This is a genomic window from Amycolatopsis samaneae, assembly GCF_039541975.1.
GTDB classification, from domain to species: domain Bacteria; phylum Actinomycetota; class Actinomycetes; order Mycobacteriales; family Pseudonocardiaceae; genus Amycolatopsis; species Amycolatopsis samaneae.
Genome location: NZ_BAABHG010000012.1, coordinates 307,154 through 324,589 on the forward strand (window position 1 = coordinate 307,154; position 17,436 = coordinate 324,589).

General features: G+C 70.3%; 16 protein-coding genes and 1 other RNA gene. 6 read left to right on the forward strand and 11 right to left on the reverse strand.

What is annotated here, in order from left to right:
- Nucleotides 1-113: 113 nt before the first annotated feature.
- From hutI to hutH, 5 genes are read right to left on the reverse strand one after another with little or no spacing between them, the layout of a single operon-like run.
- Complete coding sequence (gene hutI / locus ABD987_RS30380; RefSeq protein ID WP_345401549.1) at nt 114-1,259, reverse strand: imidazolonepropionase; 1,146 nt, start codon at nt 1,257-1,259, stop codon at nt 114-116.
- A complete protein-coding gene (locus ABD987_RS30385) occupies nt 1,247-2,554 on the reverse strand; it encodes a formimidoylglutamate deiminase (protein WP_345401552.1) in 1,308 nt (435 codons plus the stop codon). Before ABD987_RS30385 ends, hutI begins: the two co-directional genes overlap by 13 nt.
- Nucleotides 2,551-3,750, reverse strand: coding sequence for an allantoate amidohydrolase (locus ABD987_RS30390; RefSeq protein ID WP_345401555.1), 1,200 nt, complete (start codon nt 3,748-3,750; stop codon nt 2,551-2,553). Before ABD987_RS30390 ends, ABD987_RS30385 begins: the two co-directional genes overlap by 4 nt.
- Nucleotides 3,750-5,399 (reverse strand): urocanate hydratase, encoded by a 1,650-nt coding sequence (gene hutU, locus ABD987_RS30395; RefSeq protein WP_345401558.1) that lies wholly within the window; start codon nt 5,397-5,399, stop codon nt 3,750-3,752. Before hutU ends, ABD987_RS30390 begins: the two co-directional genes overlap by 1 nt.
- A 2-nt stretch (nt 5,400-5,401) precedes the next feature.
- The gene (gene hutH, locus ABD987_RS30400; protein ID WP_345401561.1) at nt 5,402-6,964 is read right to left on the reverse strand and encodes a histidine ammonia-lyase; all 1,563 of its coding nucleotides are present in this window, start codon (nt 6,962-6,964) and stop codon (nt 5,402-5,404) included.
- Between the two features lie 182 nt (nt 6,965-7,146).
- Here hutH and ABD987_RS30405 point away from each other — a divergent pair, with 182 nt between their 5' ends.
- Entirely contained in the window at nt 7,147-7,935 is a 789-nt protein-coding gene (locus tag ABD987_RS30405) for an IclR family transcriptional regulator (RefSeq protein WP_345401564.1), read from the forward strand.
- A gap of 209 nt (nt 7,936-8,144) precedes the next feature.
- Here the strand turns inward: ABD987_RS30405 and ssrA are convergent.
- Nucleotides 8,145-8,516, reverse strand: a transfer-messenger RNA (tmRNA) gene (gene ssrA, locus ABD987_RS30410).
- A 159-nt stretch (nt 8,517-8,675) separates the two neighbouring features.
- On the opposite strand from ssrA, the gene ABD987_RS30415 reads away from it, so the two are divergent.
- The 5 genes from ABD987_RS30415 to ABD987_RS30435 all read left to right on the forward strand — a co-directional run bounded on the left by ABD987_RS30415 (nt 8,676) and on the right by ABD987_RS30435 (nt 13,141).
- Nucleotides 8,676-9,371 carry a sensor domain-containing protein gene (locus ABD987_RS30415; RefSeq protein WP_345401567.1) on the forward strand — a complete coding sequence of 232 codons (696 nt, stop codon included), beginning with the start codon at nt 8,676-8,678 and terminating at the stop codon, nt 9,369-9,371.
- Nucleotides 9,368-10,504, forward strand: a complete 1,137-nt coding sequence (locus tag ABD987_RS30420; RefSeq protein WP_345401570.1) for a sensor histidine kinase — start codon at nt 9,368-9,370, stop codon at nt 10,502-10,504. The genes ABD987_RS30415 and ABD987_RS30420 overlap by 4 nt, the downstream gene beginning before the upstream one ends.
- 55 nt (nt 10,505-10,559) lie before the next feature.
- Entirely contained in the window at nt 10,560-11,201 is a 642-nt protein-coding gene (locus ABD987_RS30425) for a response regulator transcription factor (protein ID WP_345401574.1), read from the forward strand.
- Between the two features lie 244 nt (nt 11,202-11,445).
- Entirely contained in the window at nt 11,446-11,676 is a 231-nt protein-coding gene (locus ABD987_RS30430; protein WP_345401577.1) for a hypothetical protein, read from the forward strand.
- 109 nt (nt 11,677-11,785) lie between these two features.
- The gene (locus tag ABD987_RS30435) at nt 11,786-13,141 is read left to right on the forward strand and encodes an acyltransferase family protein (protein WP_345401580.1); all 1,356 of its coding nucleotides are present in this window, start codon (nt 11,786-11,788) and stop codon (nt 13,139-13,141) included.
- On the opposite strand, the gene ABD987_RS30440 is transcribed toward ABD987_RS30435, so the two are convergent.
- The 5 genes from ABD987_RS30440 to prfB all read right to left on the reverse strand — a co-directional run bounded on the left by ABD987_RS30440 (nt 13,131) and on the right by prfB (nt 17,425).
- Nucleotides 13,131-14,027, reverse strand: coding sequence for an amidohydrolase family protein (locus ABD987_RS30440; protein WP_345401583.1), 897 nt, complete (start codon nt 14,025-14,027; stop codon nt 13,131-13,133). The two genes, ABD987_RS30435 and ABD987_RS30440, sit on opposite strands and share 11 nt — an antisense overlap.
- Nucleotides 14,024-14,506, reverse strand: coding sequence for an SsrA-binding protein SmpB (gene smpB, locus ABD987_RS30445; protein ID WP_345401586.1), 483 nt, complete (start codon nt 14,504-14,506; stop codon nt 14,024-14,026). The genes ABD987_RS30440 and smpB overlap by 4 nt, the downstream gene beginning before the upstream one ends.
- A gap of 47 nt (nt 14,507-14,553) precedes the next feature.
- Nucleotides 14,554-15,447, reverse strand: a complete 894-nt coding sequence (ftsX, locus tag ABD987_RS30450; protein WP_345401589.1) for a permease-like cell division protein FtsX — start codon at nt 15,445-15,447, stop codon at nt 14,554-14,556.
- A gap of 57 nt (nt 15,448-15,504) precedes the next feature.
- On the reverse strand, nt 15,505-16,194 hold the full coding sequence (gene ftsE, locus ABD987_RS30455) for a cell division ATP-binding protein FtsE (protein ID WP_345401593.1): 690 nt from the start codon (nt 16,192-16,194) through the stop codon (nt 15,505-15,507).
- Between the two features lie 124 nt (nt 16,195-16,318).
- Nucleotides 16,319-17,425, reverse strand: a complete 1,107-nt coding sequence (prfB, locus tag ABD987_RS30460; protein ID WP_345401596.1) for a peptide chain release factor 2 — start codon at nt 17,423-17,425, stop codon at nt 16,319-16,321.
- Between the last annotated feature and the right edge of the window lie 11 nt (nt 17,426-17,436).

A 17,436-nucleotide genomic window follows, 5' to 3' on the forward strand; every position in this document is an offset into this window, starting at 1 on the left:
CTAACCAACGCGAGCAAAGGTCCCTTGCTCCCGCCGCCCGCGAACGGTGAAGCGCGCGCACGGACGAGCCGCGAACGGAAGATCGCGTGCGGCGGGCACCACCTCGCGTGTGGCTAGCGAAGCCGCTCGCCCCGCCGCCACACCGCCCACGTCAGCGGCACCCCCGGCCGATACGCCAGATGCGTCACCGAAGGCGCGTCGAGCACGTGCACGTCGGCCCGCGCGCCGGGGCGCAGCACACCGACGTCGGTCCGCCGCAACGCGCGCGCTCCCCCGGCGGTCGCCGACCACACCGCCTCCTCGACGCTCATCCGCATCTGCAGCACGGCCGTGGCCACGCAGAACGCGACCGACGTCGTGTACGAGCTGCCCGGGTTGGCGTTGCTGGCCAGCGCGACCGTCGCTCCCGCGTCAAGCAGCCGCCGCGCGGGCGCGAGCGCCTGCCGGGTCGACAGATCGCACGCGGGCAGGAGGGTCGCGACGGTGTCCGAAGCGGCGAGGGCCTCGACGTCGGCGTCACTCAGGTACGTGCAGTGATCGACGCTCGCCGCGCCATGCTCGACCGCGAGCCGGACGCCGGGGCCTTCGCCGAGCTGGTTGCCGTGCACCCGCAGGCCGAGCCCGCGCTCCGCCGACGCCCTCAGCACACGGGCCGACTGGGCCTCGTCGAACGCGCCCGTCTCGCAGAAGACGTCCGCCCAGCGCACGTGCTCGGCCACCGCGGCCAGCATGTCACCGCACACCAGGTCCACATAGGACTCGACCTCGGCGCCGGGCGGGACGAGGTGGGCGCCGAGGAAGGTCACCTCGTCGGCCACCTCGGCGGCGATCCGCGCCGAACGGGCCTCGTCGGCGACGTTCAGCCCGTACCCGGTCTTGGTCTCCAGGCACGTCGTGCCCTGCCGCGCCGCCTCGTCGACGTGCCGCCGCAGGTTCGCCGCCAGCTCGGCGTCCGAAGCCTCGCGCGTGGCGCCGACCGTGGTCGCGATTCCTCCCGCGCTGTACGGCTTTCCGGCCATCCGGGCCTCGAACTCGGCGGTGCGGTCCCCGGCGAAGACGAGGTGCGTGTGACTGTCCACCCAGCCCGGCAGTACCGCCCGGCCCTCGACGTCGACACGCTCGTCGGCGTCCGGTGCGTCCGCCGCGGGGCCTGCCCAGACGACCTCGCCACCGTCGAGCACCAATGCCGCGTCGTGCAGCTTGCCCCGTTCCTCGTCGTTCGTGGTGAGTTCGCCGATGCCGGTGATCAGAACTGCCACAGTGCCTCGATCTCCTTGGCCAGTACGGTTTCCGGACGTTCGATGAGTCGGTGTTCGCCGTCGCGGACGATCTCGCGTCCCGCCACCACGACGTGCCGCACGTCGGCGCCGGACGCCGCGAAGATCGCGCCCGAGGGCTCGATCCCGGCGGTCCGCACCGAGCCGAGGCCGACCGTGACGAGGTCGGCGCCCGCGCCCACCGCCAGCGTGCCCACCTCCGGCCAGCCGACGGCGCCGTGGTCCGTCGCGGCGGCCAGCAGTTCGTCCGCGGCGAAGCGGCCGCGCTCCTCACTCGCCAGACGCTCGTTCAGCTCCAGCGCCCTGGTTTCTTCGAAGGCGTCGACGACGGCGTTGCTGTCACTGCCCACGCACAGCCGCACCCCCGCGTCGAGCAGCGCGCGGGCGGGGCCGATGCCGTCGCCGAGATCGCGCTCGGTGGTCGGGCAGAAGCACGCCCGGCCACGCGCGGCGCCGAGCCGTTCGATGTCATGCTGTGTCAGATGCGTGGCGTGCACCGCGGTCAGCCGCTCGCCGAGCACGCCGTGGTCGTACAGGATCGTCGTCGGCGTACGGCCGTACGCCGACAGGCACTGCTCGTTCTCCGCGCGCTGTTCGGACAGGTGGATGTGCAGCGGGCGCGCCGAGGGCGTCCCGTTGTCCACATCGGACAGCTGGTCGGCCGGGACGGCGCGCACCGAGTGGATGGCGCCACCGACCCGGAACAGCTCGTCCTCGCCCATCCCGGCGACGCGCCGGGCCCAGTTCTCCGCCGAACCGTCGGAAAACCGTTGCTGCACCTCGTCCGGTTCGACGCCGATGCCGCCGGCCAGATAGCAGGTGTCGAGCAGGGTCAACCGGATCCCGGCGTCGGCGGCGGCGCGGCGCAGCGCCTCCCCCATCGCGTTCGGCTCGGCGTAGGGCTTCCCACCCGGCGCGTGGTGCAGATAGTGGAACTCGCCGACGCTGGTGTACCCGGTGAGCACCATCTCCGCGTACACCCCGCGCGCGAGCCGGTAGTAGGCGTCGGGATCGAGGCGGGCCGCCAGCGAGTACATCCGGTCGCGCCAGGTCCAGAACGTGCCGCGCTCGTGGTGGGTCCGCCCGCGCAGCGCCCGGTGGAACGCGTGCGAATGGCCGTTGGCGAAACCGGGCAGGGTGAGCCCGGTCAGCACCGTCCCGGTACGGGGAGAATCCGGGGCCACTTCGGTGATCCGCCCGTCGGCGACCTCGATCCGGACGGCGTCGGCGACGCCGTCCGGGAGCCAGGCCCGCGCACACCAGTAGGTCGTCGTCATGCCGACATCTTCTCCAGGACCTCGGCGAGCGCGCGAGCCCCCTCGTCGACGTCCGCGGACTCGGCGAATTCCTCCGGCGAATGACTGATCCCGGTCGGATTCCGCACGTAGAGCATGCCGGAGGGGACGAATCCGGCGAGGATCGCCGCGTCGTGCCCCGCCCCCGTCGGCAGCTCCGGTGGGCTGCCCAGCCAGGTCCCGAGGTCCCGGCGCAGCGCGTCGTCGAAGACCACATCGTCCGAATAGGACTCCCGGGTGATCTCGACCCGGCAGCCCTCCGCCTCCGCCGCCGCGCGAGCGGCGCCGGTGAGCTCCTCGACCAGGCTGAGCGTCCCGGTGTCGCCGGGGACCCGCGCATCCACCCAGAGGTCCACTGTGGACGCGATCACGTTGGTGCCACCCGGGGTGGGGACCAGCCTGCCGACCGTGGCACGCGCGTCGGCGGCGGTGCTGGCCAGCCGCCGCGCGGCGACGACCGTCTCCGCGGCGGGGATCATCGGGTCCCGCCGGTCGGAGATCAGCGTCGCACCGGCGTGGTTTCCCTGACCGGAGAAGGAAAACCGCCAGCGGCCGTGCGCGATCACCGTACTGCCGACGGCGACCGGGGAGCCGAGGTCGACCAGTCCACGGCCCTGTTCGACGTGCAGTTCCACGAACCGCCCGATCCGGCCCAGCCGCTCGGGATCCGGCCCGATCCGCTCGGGATCCAGCCCGGCCTTCGCGGCCGCCTCGGCGAACGTGATCCCGTCCGGATCCCGCAGCGCGCGGGCCTTTCCGGCGTCGATGGTGCCGGTGAGCAGCCGCGAGCCGAGGCAGGGCACGCCGAACCGGCCGCCCTCCTCCTCCGCGAAGACCACGACCGCGAACGGCTTACCGGGACGAAAACCCTTGCCCTGCAAGAGTTCGACGGCGGCGAGCGCGCTGGCGACACCGAGCGGGCCGTCGAAGGCCCCGCCGCCGGGGACGGAGTCGAGGTGACTCCCGGTGACGACGGCGTCCGGGCCCGGCGCGCCCCACCAGGCCCAGATGTTGCCGTTGAGGTCGGTCTCGACACCGAGCCCGAGACGCTGCGCGCGTTCGACGAACCACGTCCGCAGCTCACGTTCGGGCGCGTCGAAGACATGCCGCGAATACCCGCCGCGGGTGCGGTCGGCCCCGACGCCGGTGAGCTCGCCGAGCAGCCCGCTCGCCGTCATCAGCTCTCCTTCGCGGGAATACGAACGCCCCGCTCGTCCGCGACCTCCGCCGCGCGCTCGTACCCGGCGTCGACGTGCCGGATGACGCCCATGCCCGGGTCGTTGGTGAGCACGCGTTCGAGCTTCTGCGCGGCCAGCAGCGTCCCGTCGGCGACCGTGACCTGCCCGGCGTGGATCGACCGGCCCATGCCGACGCCGCCACCGTGGTGGATCGACACCCAGCTCGCCCCGGACGCGGTGTTGACCAGCGCGTTGAGCAGCGGCCAGTCGGCGATGGCGTCGGAGCCGTCGGCCATGCCCTCGGTCTCGCGGTACGGGGAGGCGACGCTGCCGGAGTCGAGGTGGTCACGCCCGATGACGACCGGCGCCTTGAGCTCGCCGCTGGCGACCATCTCGTTGAACCGCAGGCCGGCCAGGTGCCGCTCGCCGTAGCCGAGCCAGCAGATCCGGGCCGGAAGTCCCTGGAAGGCAACGCGTTCGCCGGCCAGCTTGATCCAGCGCGCGAGGGATTCGTTCTCCGGGAAGAGCTCCAGCATCGCGCGGTCGGTGGCGGCGATGTCCTCCGGGTCGCCCGAGAGCGCGGCCCAGCGGAACGGGCCGTTGCCCTCGCAGAACAGCGGCCGGATGTAGGCGGGGACGAACCCGGGGAAGTCGAAGGCGCGCTCGCAGCCGCCGAGCTTCGCCTCGCCGCGCAGCGAGTTGCCGTAGTCGAACACCTCGGCGCCACGGTCGAGGAAGCCGAGCATCGCGTCGACGTGGTCGGCCATCGACTCGCGCGAGCGGTCGGTGAACTCGTCAGGCTTCTTCGCCGCGTAGTCGTGCCAGTCCTCGACCGGAATTCCCTTGGGCAGATAGGAAAGCGGGTCGTGCGCCGAGGTCTGGTCGGTGACGATGTCGACCTCGACACCACGGCGCAGCAGCTCCGGCAGCACCTCGGCGGCGTTGCCGACAACGCCGACAGACAGCGCGCGCTTCTCCCTCTTGGCCGCGGTGACGCGGGCGATGGCGTCGTCGAGATCGTCGGCGACCTCGTCCAGGTAGCGCGTCTCGACGCGGCGGTGCGCGCGCTGCGGGTCGCATTCGACGACGAGCGCGACGCCGTCGTTCATCGTGACCGCGAGGGGCTGCGCGCCACCCATGCCGCCGAGCCCGGCGGTCACGGTGAGCGTGCCCTTCAGGGTGCCGCCGAACTTCTTCTTCGCGACCGCGGCAAAGGTCTCGTAGGTCCCCTGCAGGATTCCCTGGGTGCCGATGTAGATCCAGGACCCGGCGGTCATCTGGCCGTACATCGTCAGGCCCTGGGCCTCGAGGCGGCGGAACTCGGGCCAGGTCGCCCAGTCGCCGACGAGGTTCGAGTTCGCGATGAGCACCCGCGGCGCCCATTCGTGCGTGCGGAACACACCGACCGGCTTGCCGGACTGGACGAGCAGCGTCTCGTCATTGTCCAAAGTGGTCAGTTCGCGGGTGATGGCGTCGAAGCTCGCCCAGTTGCGGGCCGCCTTGCCGGTGCCGCCGTAGACGACGAGATCCTCGGGGCGCTCGGCGACCTCCGGGTCGAGGTTGTTGTGGAACATGCGCAGCGCGGCTTCGGTCTGCCAGCTCTTGGCGGTGCGGCCGGTGCCACGTGCGGCGCGGATCGTGCGGGACATGCTCAGACCTCCAGCCTGGCCGCGGCGAGCACGGCGCCCGACGCGACGAGTTCTTCGACGGCGGCGATTTCCGGCGCCAGATGACGGTCGGGCCCAGGGCCCTCGACGCGCGTGCGCACCAGGTCCCGGACGCGGCCGGTGACCGGGGACGGCTCCAGCGGCGCGCGCATGTCGAGCGCGCGGGCGGCGGTGAGCAGCTCGATCGCGAGCACGGTGGTGAGCCCGTCGACGGCCTTGCGCAGCTTGCGCGCGGCCGACCAGCCCATGGAGACGTGGTCCTCCTGCATCGCGCTGCTCGGGATCGAGTCGACCGAGGCGGGCACGGCGAGGCGTTTGAGCTCGCTGACCACCGCGGCCTGGGTGTACTGGGCGATCATGTGCCCGGAGTCGACACCGGGATCGTGCGCGAGGAACGGCGGCAGGCCGTGCGAACGGGCCTTGTCGAGCATCCGGTCCGTGCGGCGCTCGGCGATGCTGGCGACGTCCGCGAGCGGGATGGCCAGGAAGTCGAGCACGTAGGCGACGGGCGCGCCGTGGAAGTTGCCGTTGGACTCGACCCGCCCGTCGGCCAGCACGACCGGATTGTCCACAGCGGACCGGAGCTCGCGGTCCGCGACGAGTTCGGCGTGCGCCAGGCTGTCGCGGGCGCCGCCGTGCACCTGGGGCGCGCAGCGCAGCGAGTAGGCGTCCTGGACGCGGTTGCAGTCGGGGCCGCGATGGCTCTCGACGATCTTCGAATCCTGGAGGGCCTTGAACATCCGGGCGGCGCTGGTGGCCTGGCCGGGGTGTGGGCGCAGCGCCTGGAGGTCGGCGGCGAACACGCGATCCGTGCCCAGGAGCGCCTCGACGCTCATGGCGGCGGTGAGGTCCGCGACGTCGAAGAGCCTGCGCAGATCCGCGGCGGCGAGCAGCAGCATGCCGAGCATGCCGTCCGTGCCGTTGGTGAGCGCGAGGCCCTCCTTCTCGGCGAGGACGATCGGCTCGATGTTCGCGCTCTTGAGCGCTTCGGCGGCGGGCTTGGTTTCGCCCTCGTGGCGGACCTCGCCCTCGCCCATCAGCGCGAGCGCGATGGCGGCGAGCGGGGCGAGATCGCCCGAGCAGCCGAGCGAGCCGTACTCGTGCACGATCGGCGTGATACCCGCGTTGAGCATGGCCGCAAGCGTTTGCGCGGTGACCGGGCGGACCCCGGTGTAGCCGCTGGCGAGCGTGCGCAGGCGCAACAGCATCAGCGCGCGGACCACCTCGGTCTCGACAGCGGGGCCCGCGCCGGCGGCGTGAGAGCGGATAAGCGACCGCTGGAGCGCGGTGCGGCTTTCGAGCGGGATGTGCCGGGTGGCGAGCGCGCCGAACCCGGTCGAAACGCCGTACGTCGGCGTCTCGGCGTGGGCGAGGTTCTCGATGTGCTGGCGAGTGGCGGCGAGGTTCTTCTCGGCCGCGTCGCTCAGCGTGACGGGCACGTGCCCGCGGACGATGTCGACGAACTGTCCGGCGGTCAGCGGCTCGACGCCGAGGACGACACGGGCGGGGTCACCGCCCGGGAGCGGCGAGGGTGCGGAGTCGGGCATGGCCTCATTGGACAACGCCGCGACGCCTGGTGGGCCGCCCCGGCGAGTGGTTGTGTCTGACATCCCAGACACCCCCGGCTACGCTCCCCGGAGGAGCAAGGGACCTTTGCTATCGTCCGTTAGTTCCGCTAAACAACGTGAGCAAAGGTCCCTTGCTTCGCCCGACGCGGAGGAGGTGGCCGATGGGCGAAAGCAGCGAGGTCCCGGCGTTGCGGCGCGGACTGGCCGTGCTGCGGCTGCTCGCGGGCCGCGCGGGCCCGGTGACGGCCGTCGCCATCGCCCGCGAACTCGGCCTTCCCCGGTCCACGACCTACCACCTGCTGAACGAGCTCGAAGCCGCCGGGTTCGTCGCGCATCTGCCCAGCGAACGCCGGTACGGGCTCGGGATCGCCGCCTTCGAACTCGGCTCGGCCTATCTGCGGCACGACCCGCTGGAGCGGCTCGCGGGCCCGCTGCTGCGCAAGCTCGTCGACCGGGTCGGGCACACCGCGCATCTGGGCGTCCTGCACGGCAACGAATCGCTGTACCTGATCAAGGAACGCCCGGTCCGTCCGGAAACCCTGGTGACCGACGTCGGCGTGCGGCTGCCCGGGCAGCTCACCGCGTCCGGCCGCGCGATCCTGCGGCATCTGCCCCCGGCACACGTGCGCGCGCTGTTCCCGTCGGCCGCGTCGTTCGTGCTGCGCACCGACCGCGGCCCCCGCACGCTCGCCGACCTGCGCCGGACCCTGACCGAGGAGGAACGGCTCGGGTGGTCGGTCGAGGACGGGCACGTCACCGACGGCTTCGCCTCCGTCGCCTGCCCCGTCTTCGATCACGGCGCGCGGCCGATGGCGGCCATCAGCGTCACCCTGCGCCACCACTGCCCGGACGAACCCGAGGTCTGCGGCCACACCTGGCCGGACCTCGCGGCGGAGGTCGCCGCCACCGCCGCCGAACTCACCACCCGCATCGGCGGCGTCCCAGGATAAGCAAGGGACCTTTGCTACCACTTGCACCGTGACCAGCGGAAACACCCACCGAAGGACCGAATGCGCCCGCCAACCGGCACGAACCATCGGACGCAACCACGGCGGGGGTCCGGGGGCGTGCCCCCGGCCGGGGTGTGGGGGCTGGGCCCCCACAAGCAATCCGACACAAGGAAGGGGGCGAGCGCTCTCAGCGAGCACCCGCCCCCAACTTGTGGAGGTGCCGGGAATTGAACCCGGGTCCTCTAGCGCCTCCTCAGGGCTTCTCCGTGCGCAGTTCACAGTGTCTCTACTTGGCCCCTCCGGTCACGTGAACAAGCCGAAGTGACGGGCCCAGCCACTGTTGGTTTCCCGAACAGGCCCCGTGGCCGGGACTGCCGGTAATCCTCCTAGCTGATGCCGGAAACCGGGGCGGAGGAAAACCCGGTCCGACAGACTACGCGCTCGCTCAGGCGGCGAGGGCGTAGTCGCGCTGGCTATTGGCCTTGGCGCTTATTGGTTTGCGATGACGCTTACGGTGGTCTCTCGCCTGCACCGGCACGCTTCCCCTGACTCGACGTCCAGAGTCGAAACCGTTCACCCCCTTGGTGTGGGACATAACCTGTACAGCATAACGCGTCTGACTAGCGGTTTGTTTCCGGCGGGTGGTGGGGCTGTCCCTACCTGGGAGATACCCGCCCGCACCATGTCGTGACGGCCGCGTTGACGGGATGCTGGGGTTCTCGTCCAGGAGAGGAGTCACCATGGTCACCGCATCGGCTACCCGGGAGGCCGGCCGCCGCGATCCGGCGTTCGGGGGTTCGCTGGCGTTCCTGCTGCTGAGCCTGCCGCTCGGGATCGTCGCGTTCAGCCTGCTGGTGGGGCTGATCCCGGCGGGGATCGGGACCGCAGTGGTGTGGGTGGGGCTGCCGATCCTGGCGTTGGTGGTGTTGTCGGTGCGCGGTGCGGCGCGGATGGAGCGCGCACGGGTGTACGCGCTGCTGGACACCTACATCGACCTGCCGTATCTGCCACTGCCGCCCGGGCGCCAGGTCGAGCGCTGGAAGGCCCGGATCAAGGACCTGTCGACCTGGCGGGACATCGCCTACTTCTTCCTGCTGTTCCCGCTGGGCCTGGTCGAGTTCGTCCTCGTGACGACGTTCTGGGCGACGAGCCTGGGGCTGGTCGGGCTGCCGATCTACTACCGGTTCCTGCCCGATGGCGCCTACTTCTTCCCGTCCTACGATCTGCGGTGGCTCACCGTCGACTCGACGGTGTCCGCGTTGCCGTGGGCGGCGCTGGGGGTTCTGTTCGTGGCGTTGTCGGTGGCGCTGACGAAGGCGCTGGCGGGGCTCCACGCGCGCTTCGCGAAGGCGCTGCTCGGACCGACGGTGGCGCAGCGGCACCGGATGGAGAAGGCGTGGAACGAGGTCGAAGAGATGAACACGGTGACGGGATGACGACCGAGGAACAGTCGGTGGTGGAGGTTCCGCGACCGGGTTCGGTACGCGCGATCCTCTACATGATCGCGAGCTTTCCCCTGCGGTTGCTCCAGTTCGTGCTGGCCGTCGTGGGGTTCGCGGTGGGTGTCAGCACCGTGGTGGTGTGGATCGGCTTCCCGATCCTGCTGGCCACGACGAGCTTCGTCCGGTGGTCTGGGGACGTCGAGCGGCGCTGGGCGCAGAAGATGCTGCGGGTGCCGCTGCCGCCGGTGGAGCGGTTGCCGACCGACGGCCTGTCGTTCGTGCGGCGCTGGCTGACCCGGCTGACCGACGCGACGACCTGGCGTGACCTGGCCTACCTGATGGTGGCGCTCCCGCTGGCGTGCGTGGAGGTCCCGCTCGCGCTGGCCTCGATCGTGCTGCTGCCGATGGCGATCTGGGTCATCCCGTGGATCGGCTGGCTGCACGGTCAGCTGGCGCTTTCGCTGCTCGGGCCGAACCGGACGCAGCGGCTGGAGCAGCGGGCGCAACGCCTTCAGGCATCGCGGGCCCGTGGTGTGGACGCGGCCGAGGCCGAGCGTCGGCGGATCGAGCGCGACCTGCACGACGGGGCACAGCAGCGGCTCGTCGCGGTGGCGATGAGCCTGGGACGGGCCAAGTCGAAGTTCGAAAACGACCCGGCCGCGGTGCGTGAGCTGATCGACGAGGCGCACACGGACGCGAAGCTGGCGGTGTCGGAGCTGCGGGATCTGGCCCGCGGCATCTACCCGGCGGTGCTCGGGGACCGCGGTCTGGACGCGGCGCTGTCCGCGCAGGCGGCGAAGTCGCCGATCCCGGTGGACGTCCAGGTCGACGTCGAACCGCGGCCGCCGGCGGCGGTGGAAACGACCGCGTACTTCATCGTCGGCGAGACGCTGACGAACATCGCCAAGCACTCGGGCGCTTCCGAGGCGGGGGTGAAGGTGTGGCGGTCCGACACGCACGTGATCGTCGAAATCACCGACAACGGCCACGGCGGTGCCGAGATGCGGCCGGGCGGCGGGCTCGCCGGACTGGCCGACCGGGCCGCGACGATCGACGGGGTCATCACCGTGGTGAGCCCGGTGGGCGGCCCGACCGTCATCCGGGCGGACCTGCCGTGTGAGTGGTAGCCGTTTCATGAGTGAATAGCGGAGTTCGCTGTTCACTCATGAATCTGGGGGCCCGATGCGGGTAGTGATCGCCGAGGACGCCGTACTTCTGCGGGCCGGAGTGACCCGCCTCCTCGCCGACGAGGGAATCGAAACGGTCGCCGCGGTCGACAACGGCGACGACCTGCTCGGCGCTGTCACCGAACACCGGCCCAACCTGGCGATCGTGGACGTGCGGATGCCGCCGACGTTCACCGACGAAGGCCTGCGCGCCGCGCTGGCCGCGCGCAAGGCCGTTCCGGGCCTGCCGGTGCTGGTGCTCTCGCAGTATGTGGAGGAAAGCTATGCGGTCGAACTGCTCTCCGGCGGCGCCGGCGGGGTCGGCTACCTGCTGAAGGAGCGTGTCGCGGATGTCGCGGAGTTCCTGGACGCGGTCCGTCGCGTCGCCGGTGGCGGCACCGCGATCGACCCCGACGTCATCGCGCAGCTGATGGCCCGCGGCCGTAAGAACCCGCTCGACGCGCTCACCGCGCGCGAGTCGGAGGTCCTGGGCCTGATGGCGCAGGGCCTCTCGAACACCGCGATCGCGAACTCGCTGGTCGTCTCGCACGGCGCCGTCGAGAAGCACATCGGCAACATCTTCTCGAAACTCGGCCTGGAAGCCAGCGCGGAGGAACACCGCCGGGTCCGCGCGGTCCTCACCTACCTGGGCCGCTGACCGCCGCGCGGCAGTAAAGGTCCCTTGCTCACCCTGGAGAGGAGCGGGGGACCTTTACTACCGCCCGGCGAGAGCAAGGGACCTTTACTATCGTTGCTTAGCCGAAATAACCAGCGTGAGCAAAGGTCCCCCGCTCTCCCCGCCGGTAGGCTGGACCGAGCGGTCACCCGTTCCGACGGCAGAACCCGCCGTTCCACTCACCTACCATGAGCGGGACGTCGCCCCGGCCGAGTGAGGAGTCGCGATGACAGGCCGCCCCACCCAGAGCGTCCGCTTCTTCGGCGGACCGCTGGACGGCCGCGTCCACGAACTCGGCGACGACGAGCTGGTGCCGGGCACCGTCGTCCGGCACATCCACCTTCACGGCGGCCCCAAGATCGAGACGATCTACGAGCTGGGCCTCACCGAGAGCGGCTGGGAGTACCGCGTCGCGGCGGAGTCGCGCTCCGAGCCCGACAGCATCCGCGAGCCCTGAAATCCCGCGATAGTAGAGAAAACCCCACCATCGGCCGGGGAGGAAGCCCTAGCCGAATACGGTGGTCAGCTCCGCTGTTTTCCCAGGTCGCGCCGACCAAGCTTGGTGCATGCACACAAGCCAGCAGGTCACCCCGCGATCCGCGCGCGGGGGCCGCGACATCTTCCTCGACGTGATCCGGGCGGGAGCGATCCTCGCCGTCATCGCCCAGCACTGGATCATGCCGGTGCTGTCCTACTCGAACGGACATCTCGAAACCGGCAACGCACTGGCCACCCCCGGCTGGTGGATCGTCACGTGGATGTCGCAGGTCATGCCGCTGGTCTTCTTCGCGGGCGGCGCCGCGAACCTGATCTCCTTCAGCCGCGCGGATTCCCCGCGCACCTGGCTCGCCGCCCGGCTCCGGCGGCTCATGCTGCCGGTCCTGCCGCTGATCGCGGTGTGGCTGGTGGTGCCCGACCTCCTGCGCGGGCTCGGCGTCCCCGACCAGCCGTTGCAGGTCGCCAGCGCGATCGCCGCCCAGTTGCTGTGGTTCCTCGCGGTCTACGTCCTCATCGTCCTGCTCACCCCGCTCATGGTCGCCGCGCACCGCCGCTGGGGCCTGCGCGTCCCGCTCGTGATGGCCGCCGCCGGCGTACTCGTCGACGTCGCCCGCTTCAACGACCTCGGCATGATCGGCTACGCCAACGCGGTGTTCGTCTGGGTCGCGGTGCACCAGCTCGGCTTCCACTACGTCGACGGCGGCCTCGGCTCCCTCGGCAGGCGCGGCGCGCTGGCGCTGTCCGCGGCCGGGTTCGGCGTCACCGCGCTCATGGTCGCCTTCGGCCCCTACCCGGCCAGCATGATCGGGATGCCGGGCGCACCGGTGTCGAACATGAGCCCGCCCACCGTCCTCCTGGCGTTCCTCGCGGTCGGCCAGATCGGCCTGCTGCTCGCGTTCAGGCCGCAGCTGACCCGCTTCGCCGCGCGTCCCCTGCCGGGCGCCGCCCTGCGCTGGATCGGCCCGCGGTTCATGAGCGTGTACCTGTGGCACATGCCGGCGCTGATCGTCGTCTCCGGCATCACCGTCTACGCCCTCGGCTACTCGACGCCCACGCCCGGTTCGATCGAGTGGGTGGCGATCACCCCGGTGTGGGTCGCGGGCTGCGCCGCCGTGCTCGGCCTCCTGCTGCGCGCGTTCAGCCAGTTCGAGTCGCTGCGCGACCGGACGGTCAGCACCGCCCGCCTTCCCCAGCTGGTGCTGGCCGGTCTGCTCATCTCGGCCGGTCTGCTCGGCCTCGCCGCGCACGGCTTCGCGCCGCTGAGCGACGGGATCGCGCACGGGCCGGTGCCGTGGGTGGCGCTCGCGGCCTGCGGGTTCCTGCTGGCGGGCAAGCGCGTGCCCGTGACGCGGCTGGGCACCCAGTTCCTCGGCAGGGCCACCGTGATCGCCGGGAACACGCAGGAGGCCGCGGTCAAACGCTGAGCAGGCGCGCGGGCGTGTCGTGCAGCACGGCCCGCAGGAACGGCTCACCCAGGCGATCGTCGGCCGCCCAGCCGGCGATCGCCTGCAGCTGTGTGGCGTAGGAGTACGGGATGTTCGGGAAGTCCGTGCCGAGCACGACGCGGTCGGCGAAGGCGGCCAGCCGCGCCGTCCAGTCCGGTGGCAGCGGGGCACCGGGCTCGCTGAACGGGACGCCCACCATCGTCGTGTCCAGGTACACCCGCGGGTACTTCGCCATGAGGTCGAATGCGGCCGCATACTCCGGGAACCCCGCGTGCGCGAGCACCGCGGTCAGCTTCGGATGCCGGGCCAGCACCTCACCGAAGACCCGCAACCCGGTGAAGTCACCCCGCAACGGACCATGTCCACAGTGGACGACCACGGGGACGCCCGCGTCGGCGATCACCCCCCACACCGCGTCGAGCAGTTCGTCACGCGGATCGTAGGCACCGACCTGGACGTGTGCCTTGAAACACCGGGCTCCCGCCCGCAACGCTTCGTCCACTGAGGACTCCGCACCCGGCTCGGGATAGAACGTCGCGGTGGGCACCGCCTCCGGCACCCGCTCGGCGAACTCCAGCGCCCAGGACGTCAGCCACTGCGCCATCCCTGGCTTGTGCGGGTAGACCAGCGGCGCGAACCGGCGGACCCCGAGCCCGCGCAGGGTGCCGATCCGCTCGTCCTCCGTGGTCCGGTAGTGCACCGGCCACGGCATGCCGTAGTGCTGCTCGGCGCGGTCGAAGTAGGCCCAGACCTTGTCCATCACCGGCTTCGGCAGGAAGTGGACGTGCAGGTCGACGAGCCCGTCGAGACCGAGCGACGCCACCCAACCGGCGACGTCGGCGTCGGTCTCCGGGCCCTCGCTCACTCGGTGACCCTGCCCTTGAGCGCGCGGCCCATGGCGCGGCTGATGTCGCGCTGCGCGTCCCGCTTCGCCAGTGACTGCCGCTTGTCGTAGGCCTTCTTACCGCGGGCGAGTGCGATTTCGACCTTGACCTTGCCGTCCTTGAAGTACATCGACAGCGGGACCAGCGACAGACCGCTTTCCTTGGTCTTGCCGATCAGCTTCTCGATCTCACGCCGGTGCAGCAGCAGCTTCCGCGTCCGCCGCGGCATGTGGTTGGTCCACGTGCCCTGCGTGTACTCGGGAATGTGCACGTTACGCAGCCACACCTCGCCGTCGTCGACGGTGGCGAAGGCGTCGGCGAGCGACGCCTTGCCCTCGCGCAGGCTCTTCACCTCGGTGCCCTGGAGCACAAGACCGCATTCGTAGGTGTCCAGGATGGAGTAGTCGTGGCGAGCCTTGCGGTTCGACACGACTACTTTGTGGCCACGTTCCTTGGGCATAAGGCGACTCTACGTGATTTCCCGGGGTCGAGCAGGTGGTTATCGCGCTAGTGACGGACGTACAGCCGCAGCGTGACGTAGCCGGTGATCGCGGAGATGACCACGGACACCGCCAGCAGGATCGGCGCGACCGGGAACAGCACTTCGAGCATCGTGATCTTGGGCAGGACCTCGCCGGTGAAGATCGAATCCAGGAAGGTCGCCTTCACCGCGACCAGGAAGACGACGCCGAGGACCGCACCGACCACGCCGGCGACCACCGCCTCCAACAGGAACGGTAGCTGGGTGTACCAGCGGGTCGCGCCGACGAGCCGCATGATGCCGACCTCGGTGCGCCGGGTGAACGCGGACACCTGGATGGTGTTGGCGATCAGCAGCAACGCGGCGATGGCCATGATCAGCGCGGCGAGGAACGCGAGGTTGCGTGCCCCGTTGAAGGCGTTGAAGACCCGGTCGAGGAACTTCTTCTGGTCGTCGACCTTCCGCACGCCCGGCTGCCCGGTGTACTCCTTGACGATCACTTCGCTGCGGTCCGGGTCCTTCAGCTTCACGTGCAGCGACGCGGGCAGCGACTCGGGGCCGGTCAGCGCCACGAGCTCCGGCTGGCTCTCGAAGATCTTCTTGAAGCGGTCGTAGGCCTGGTCACGGTTCTCGAACACCACGGACTCGACGCCCGCGCTGCCCTGCAGCTTCTGCCGCAGCGACTGGCACAGCCCCTGCGTGCAGGCCTTGTCGTTGGCGCTGATGTCGTCGGTGAGGTAGACCGAAACCTCGACGTCGGCCATGAAGTTGGCCTTCATCTTGTCGAGCGTCCGGACGGCGAGCAGACCACCGCCGAGCATGGCGAGGGAGACGGCGGTGGTGAGGATCATCGCGATGGTCATCGTGACGTTCCGGCGCAGGCCGGTGAGTACCTCGCTGAAGACGAAACTGGCGCGCATCGCAGGTCGATATCCCTTGTGGTTCGGGGGTTGGCGGGGCTGGGCGGGTGCGGGAGGTCAGCGGCCGATGCCGTAGACCCCTCGGGCATCGTCACGGATCACCCTGCCGAGCTGCAGCTCGACGACCCGGCGCCGCATCGAGTCCACGATGGAATGGTCGTGGGTGGCCATGAGCACGGTGGTGCCGGTGCGGTTGATCCGCTCCAGCAGCAGCATGATGTCCTGGCTGGTGTCGGGGTCCAGGTTCCCGGTGGGCTCGTCGGCGAGCAGCACCAGCGGCCGGTTCACGAACGCGCGCGCGATCGCCACGCGCTGCTGCTCACCACCGGAGAGCTCGTTGGGCAGCCGGTCGGCTTTCCCGTCCAGACCGACGAGCTCCAGCACCTCCGGCACGACCTTGCGGATCGTCTGCTTGGGCTTGCCGATGACCTCGAGCGCGAACGCCACGTTCTCCGCGACGGTCTTGTTGGCCAGCAGGCGGAAGTCCTGGAACACACAGCCGATCGTCTGCCGCAGGCGCGGGACCCGGCGGCGAGCCAGCTTCGCGACGTCGAAGTTCGACACCATCACGCGGCCCTTGGAGGGCACCTCCTCGCGCAGCAGGAGCCGGAGGAACGTCGACTTGCCCGAGCCCGAGGGCCCGATCAGGAAGACGAACTCACCCTTGTCGATGTCGACCGACACCCGCTCCAGGGCAGGCCTGGTCGAGGTCTTGTAGACCTTGGAAACCTCTTCGAGCCGGATCACGGTTCGGCATACTACCCATTGGGTTCGTTAAGCCGAGGTTGCCCGTGCCCCAGGGGTGAGCGAGGGAGCTTTACTCACGCCGGGCGATAGCAAAGGTCCCCCGCTCCTCTTCCGGAAGTCCCGGTCAGGCGGCCGTGTTCTGCTGCTTGCGCCAGCGGATGCCCGCCTCGAGGAAGCTGTCGATCTCGCCGTCCAGCACCGCCGACGGGTTTCCGACCTCGAACTCGGTCCGCAGGTCCTTGACCATCTGGTACGGGTGCAGCACGTAGGAACGCATCTGGTTGCCCCAGCTGGAGCCGCCGTCCTTGAGCGCGTTCATCTCGGCGCGCTCCTCTTCCTTCTTGCGCTGCAGCAGCCGCGCCTGGAGCACCTTCATCGCGGCGGCCTTGTTCTGCAGCTGCGACTTCTCGTTCTGGCACGAGACGACGATGCTGGTCGGGATGTGCGTGATCCGGACCGCGGAGTCGGTCGTGTTCACGCTCTGTCCACCAGGCCCTGACGAACGGTAGACGTCGACGCGGATGTCCTTCTCCGGGATATCGACGTGGTCGACCTCTTCGACCTCGGGAAGCACCTCGACGTGCGCGAAGGAGGTCTGACGCCGGCTCTGGTTGTCGAAGGGCGAGATGCGCACCAGACGGTGCGTGCCCTGCTCGACCGACAGCGTGCCGTAGACGTAGGGCGCGCTCACCTTGAACGTCGCCGACTTGATGCCCGCCTCTTCGGCGTAGGAGATGTCGTAGACGTCGGTCGGGTAACCGTGGCGCTCGGCCCAGCGCAGGTACATCCGCAGCAGCATCTCGGCCCAGTCGGCCGCGTCGACGCCACCCGCCTCGGAGCGGATGGTGACGACGGCGTTACGCGCGTCGTATTCGCCGGAGAGCAGGGTGCGGACCTCGAGGGCGTCAACGTCCTTGAGAAGCTCGTCGAGCTCTTCCTGGGCTTCGTTCTGGCTGCCGGGGTCGCCCTCAGCCTCGGCCAGCTCGTAGAGCACACCGAGATCGTCGAGCCGCTGGCGCAGCTCGGAGACGCGCCGCAACTCGGCCTGCCGATGGGACAGCTGGCTGGTGACCTTCTGGGCCGCCTCCGGGTCGTCCCAGAGGTTGGGGCTGGAGGCCTGCTGTTCCAGATCCGCTACCTGAGCACGCAGCGCGTCCAGGTCCATCACCGACTCGATCTGCGTCAGCTTGCCGGTCAGGTCCTTCAGTGCCGCGTCGAACTCATCACTCACGTTTGACAAGG

Excerpts from the sequence above, each read along its gene's own strand:
- ABD987_RS30385 (WP_345401552.1), bottom strand. The coding sequence starts at position 2,554 with ATGACGACGACCTACTGGTGTGCGCGGGCCTGGCTCCCGGACGGCGTC.
- ABD987_RS30390 (WP_345401555.1), bottom strand. The coding sequence starts at position 3,750 with ATGACGGCGAGCGGGCTGCTCGGCGAGCTCACCGGCGTCGGGGCCGAC.
- hutU (WP_345401558.1), bottom strand. The coding sequence starts at position 5,399 with ATGTCCCGCACGATCCGCGCCGCACGTGGCACCGGCCGCACCGCCAAG.
- hutH (WP_345401561.1), bottom strand. The coding sequence starts at position 6,964 with ATGCCCGACTCCGCACCCTCGCCGCTCCCGGGCGGTGACCCCGCCCGT.
- ABD987_RS30405 (WP_345401564.1), top strand. The coding sequence starts at position 7,147 with ATGGGCGAAAGCAGCGAGGTCCCGGCGTTGCGGCGCGGACTGGCCGTG.
- ABD987_RS30415 (WP_345401567.1), top strand. The coding sequence starts at position 8,676 with ATGGTCACCGCATCGGCTACCCGGGAGGCCGGCCGCCGCGATCCGGCG.
- ABD987_RS30420 (WP_345401570.1), top strand. The coding sequence starts at position 9,368 with ATGACGACCGAGGAACAGTCGGTGGTGGAGGTTCCGCGACCGGGTTCG.
- ABD987_RS30425 (WP_345401574.1), top strand. The coding sequence starts at position 10,560 with ATGCGGGTAGTGATCGCCGAGGACGCCGTACTTCTGCGGGCCGGAGTG.
- ABD987_RS30430 (WP_345401577.1), top strand. The coding sequence starts at position 11,446 with ATGACAGGCCGCCCCACCCAGAGCGTCCGCTTCTTCGGCGGACCGCTG.
- ABD987_RS30435 (WP_345401580.1), top strand. The coding sequence starts at position 11,786 with ATGCACACAAGCCAGCAGGTCACCCCGCGATCCGCGCGCGGGGGCCGC.
- smpB (WP_345401586.1), bottom strand. The coding sequence starts at position 14,506 with ATGCCCAAGGAACGTGGCCACAAAGTAGTCGTGTCGAACCGCAAGGCT.
- ftsX (WP_345401589.1), bottom strand. The coding sequence starts at position 15,447 with ATGCGCGCCAGTTTCGTCTTCAGCGAGGTACTCACCGGCCTGCGCCGG.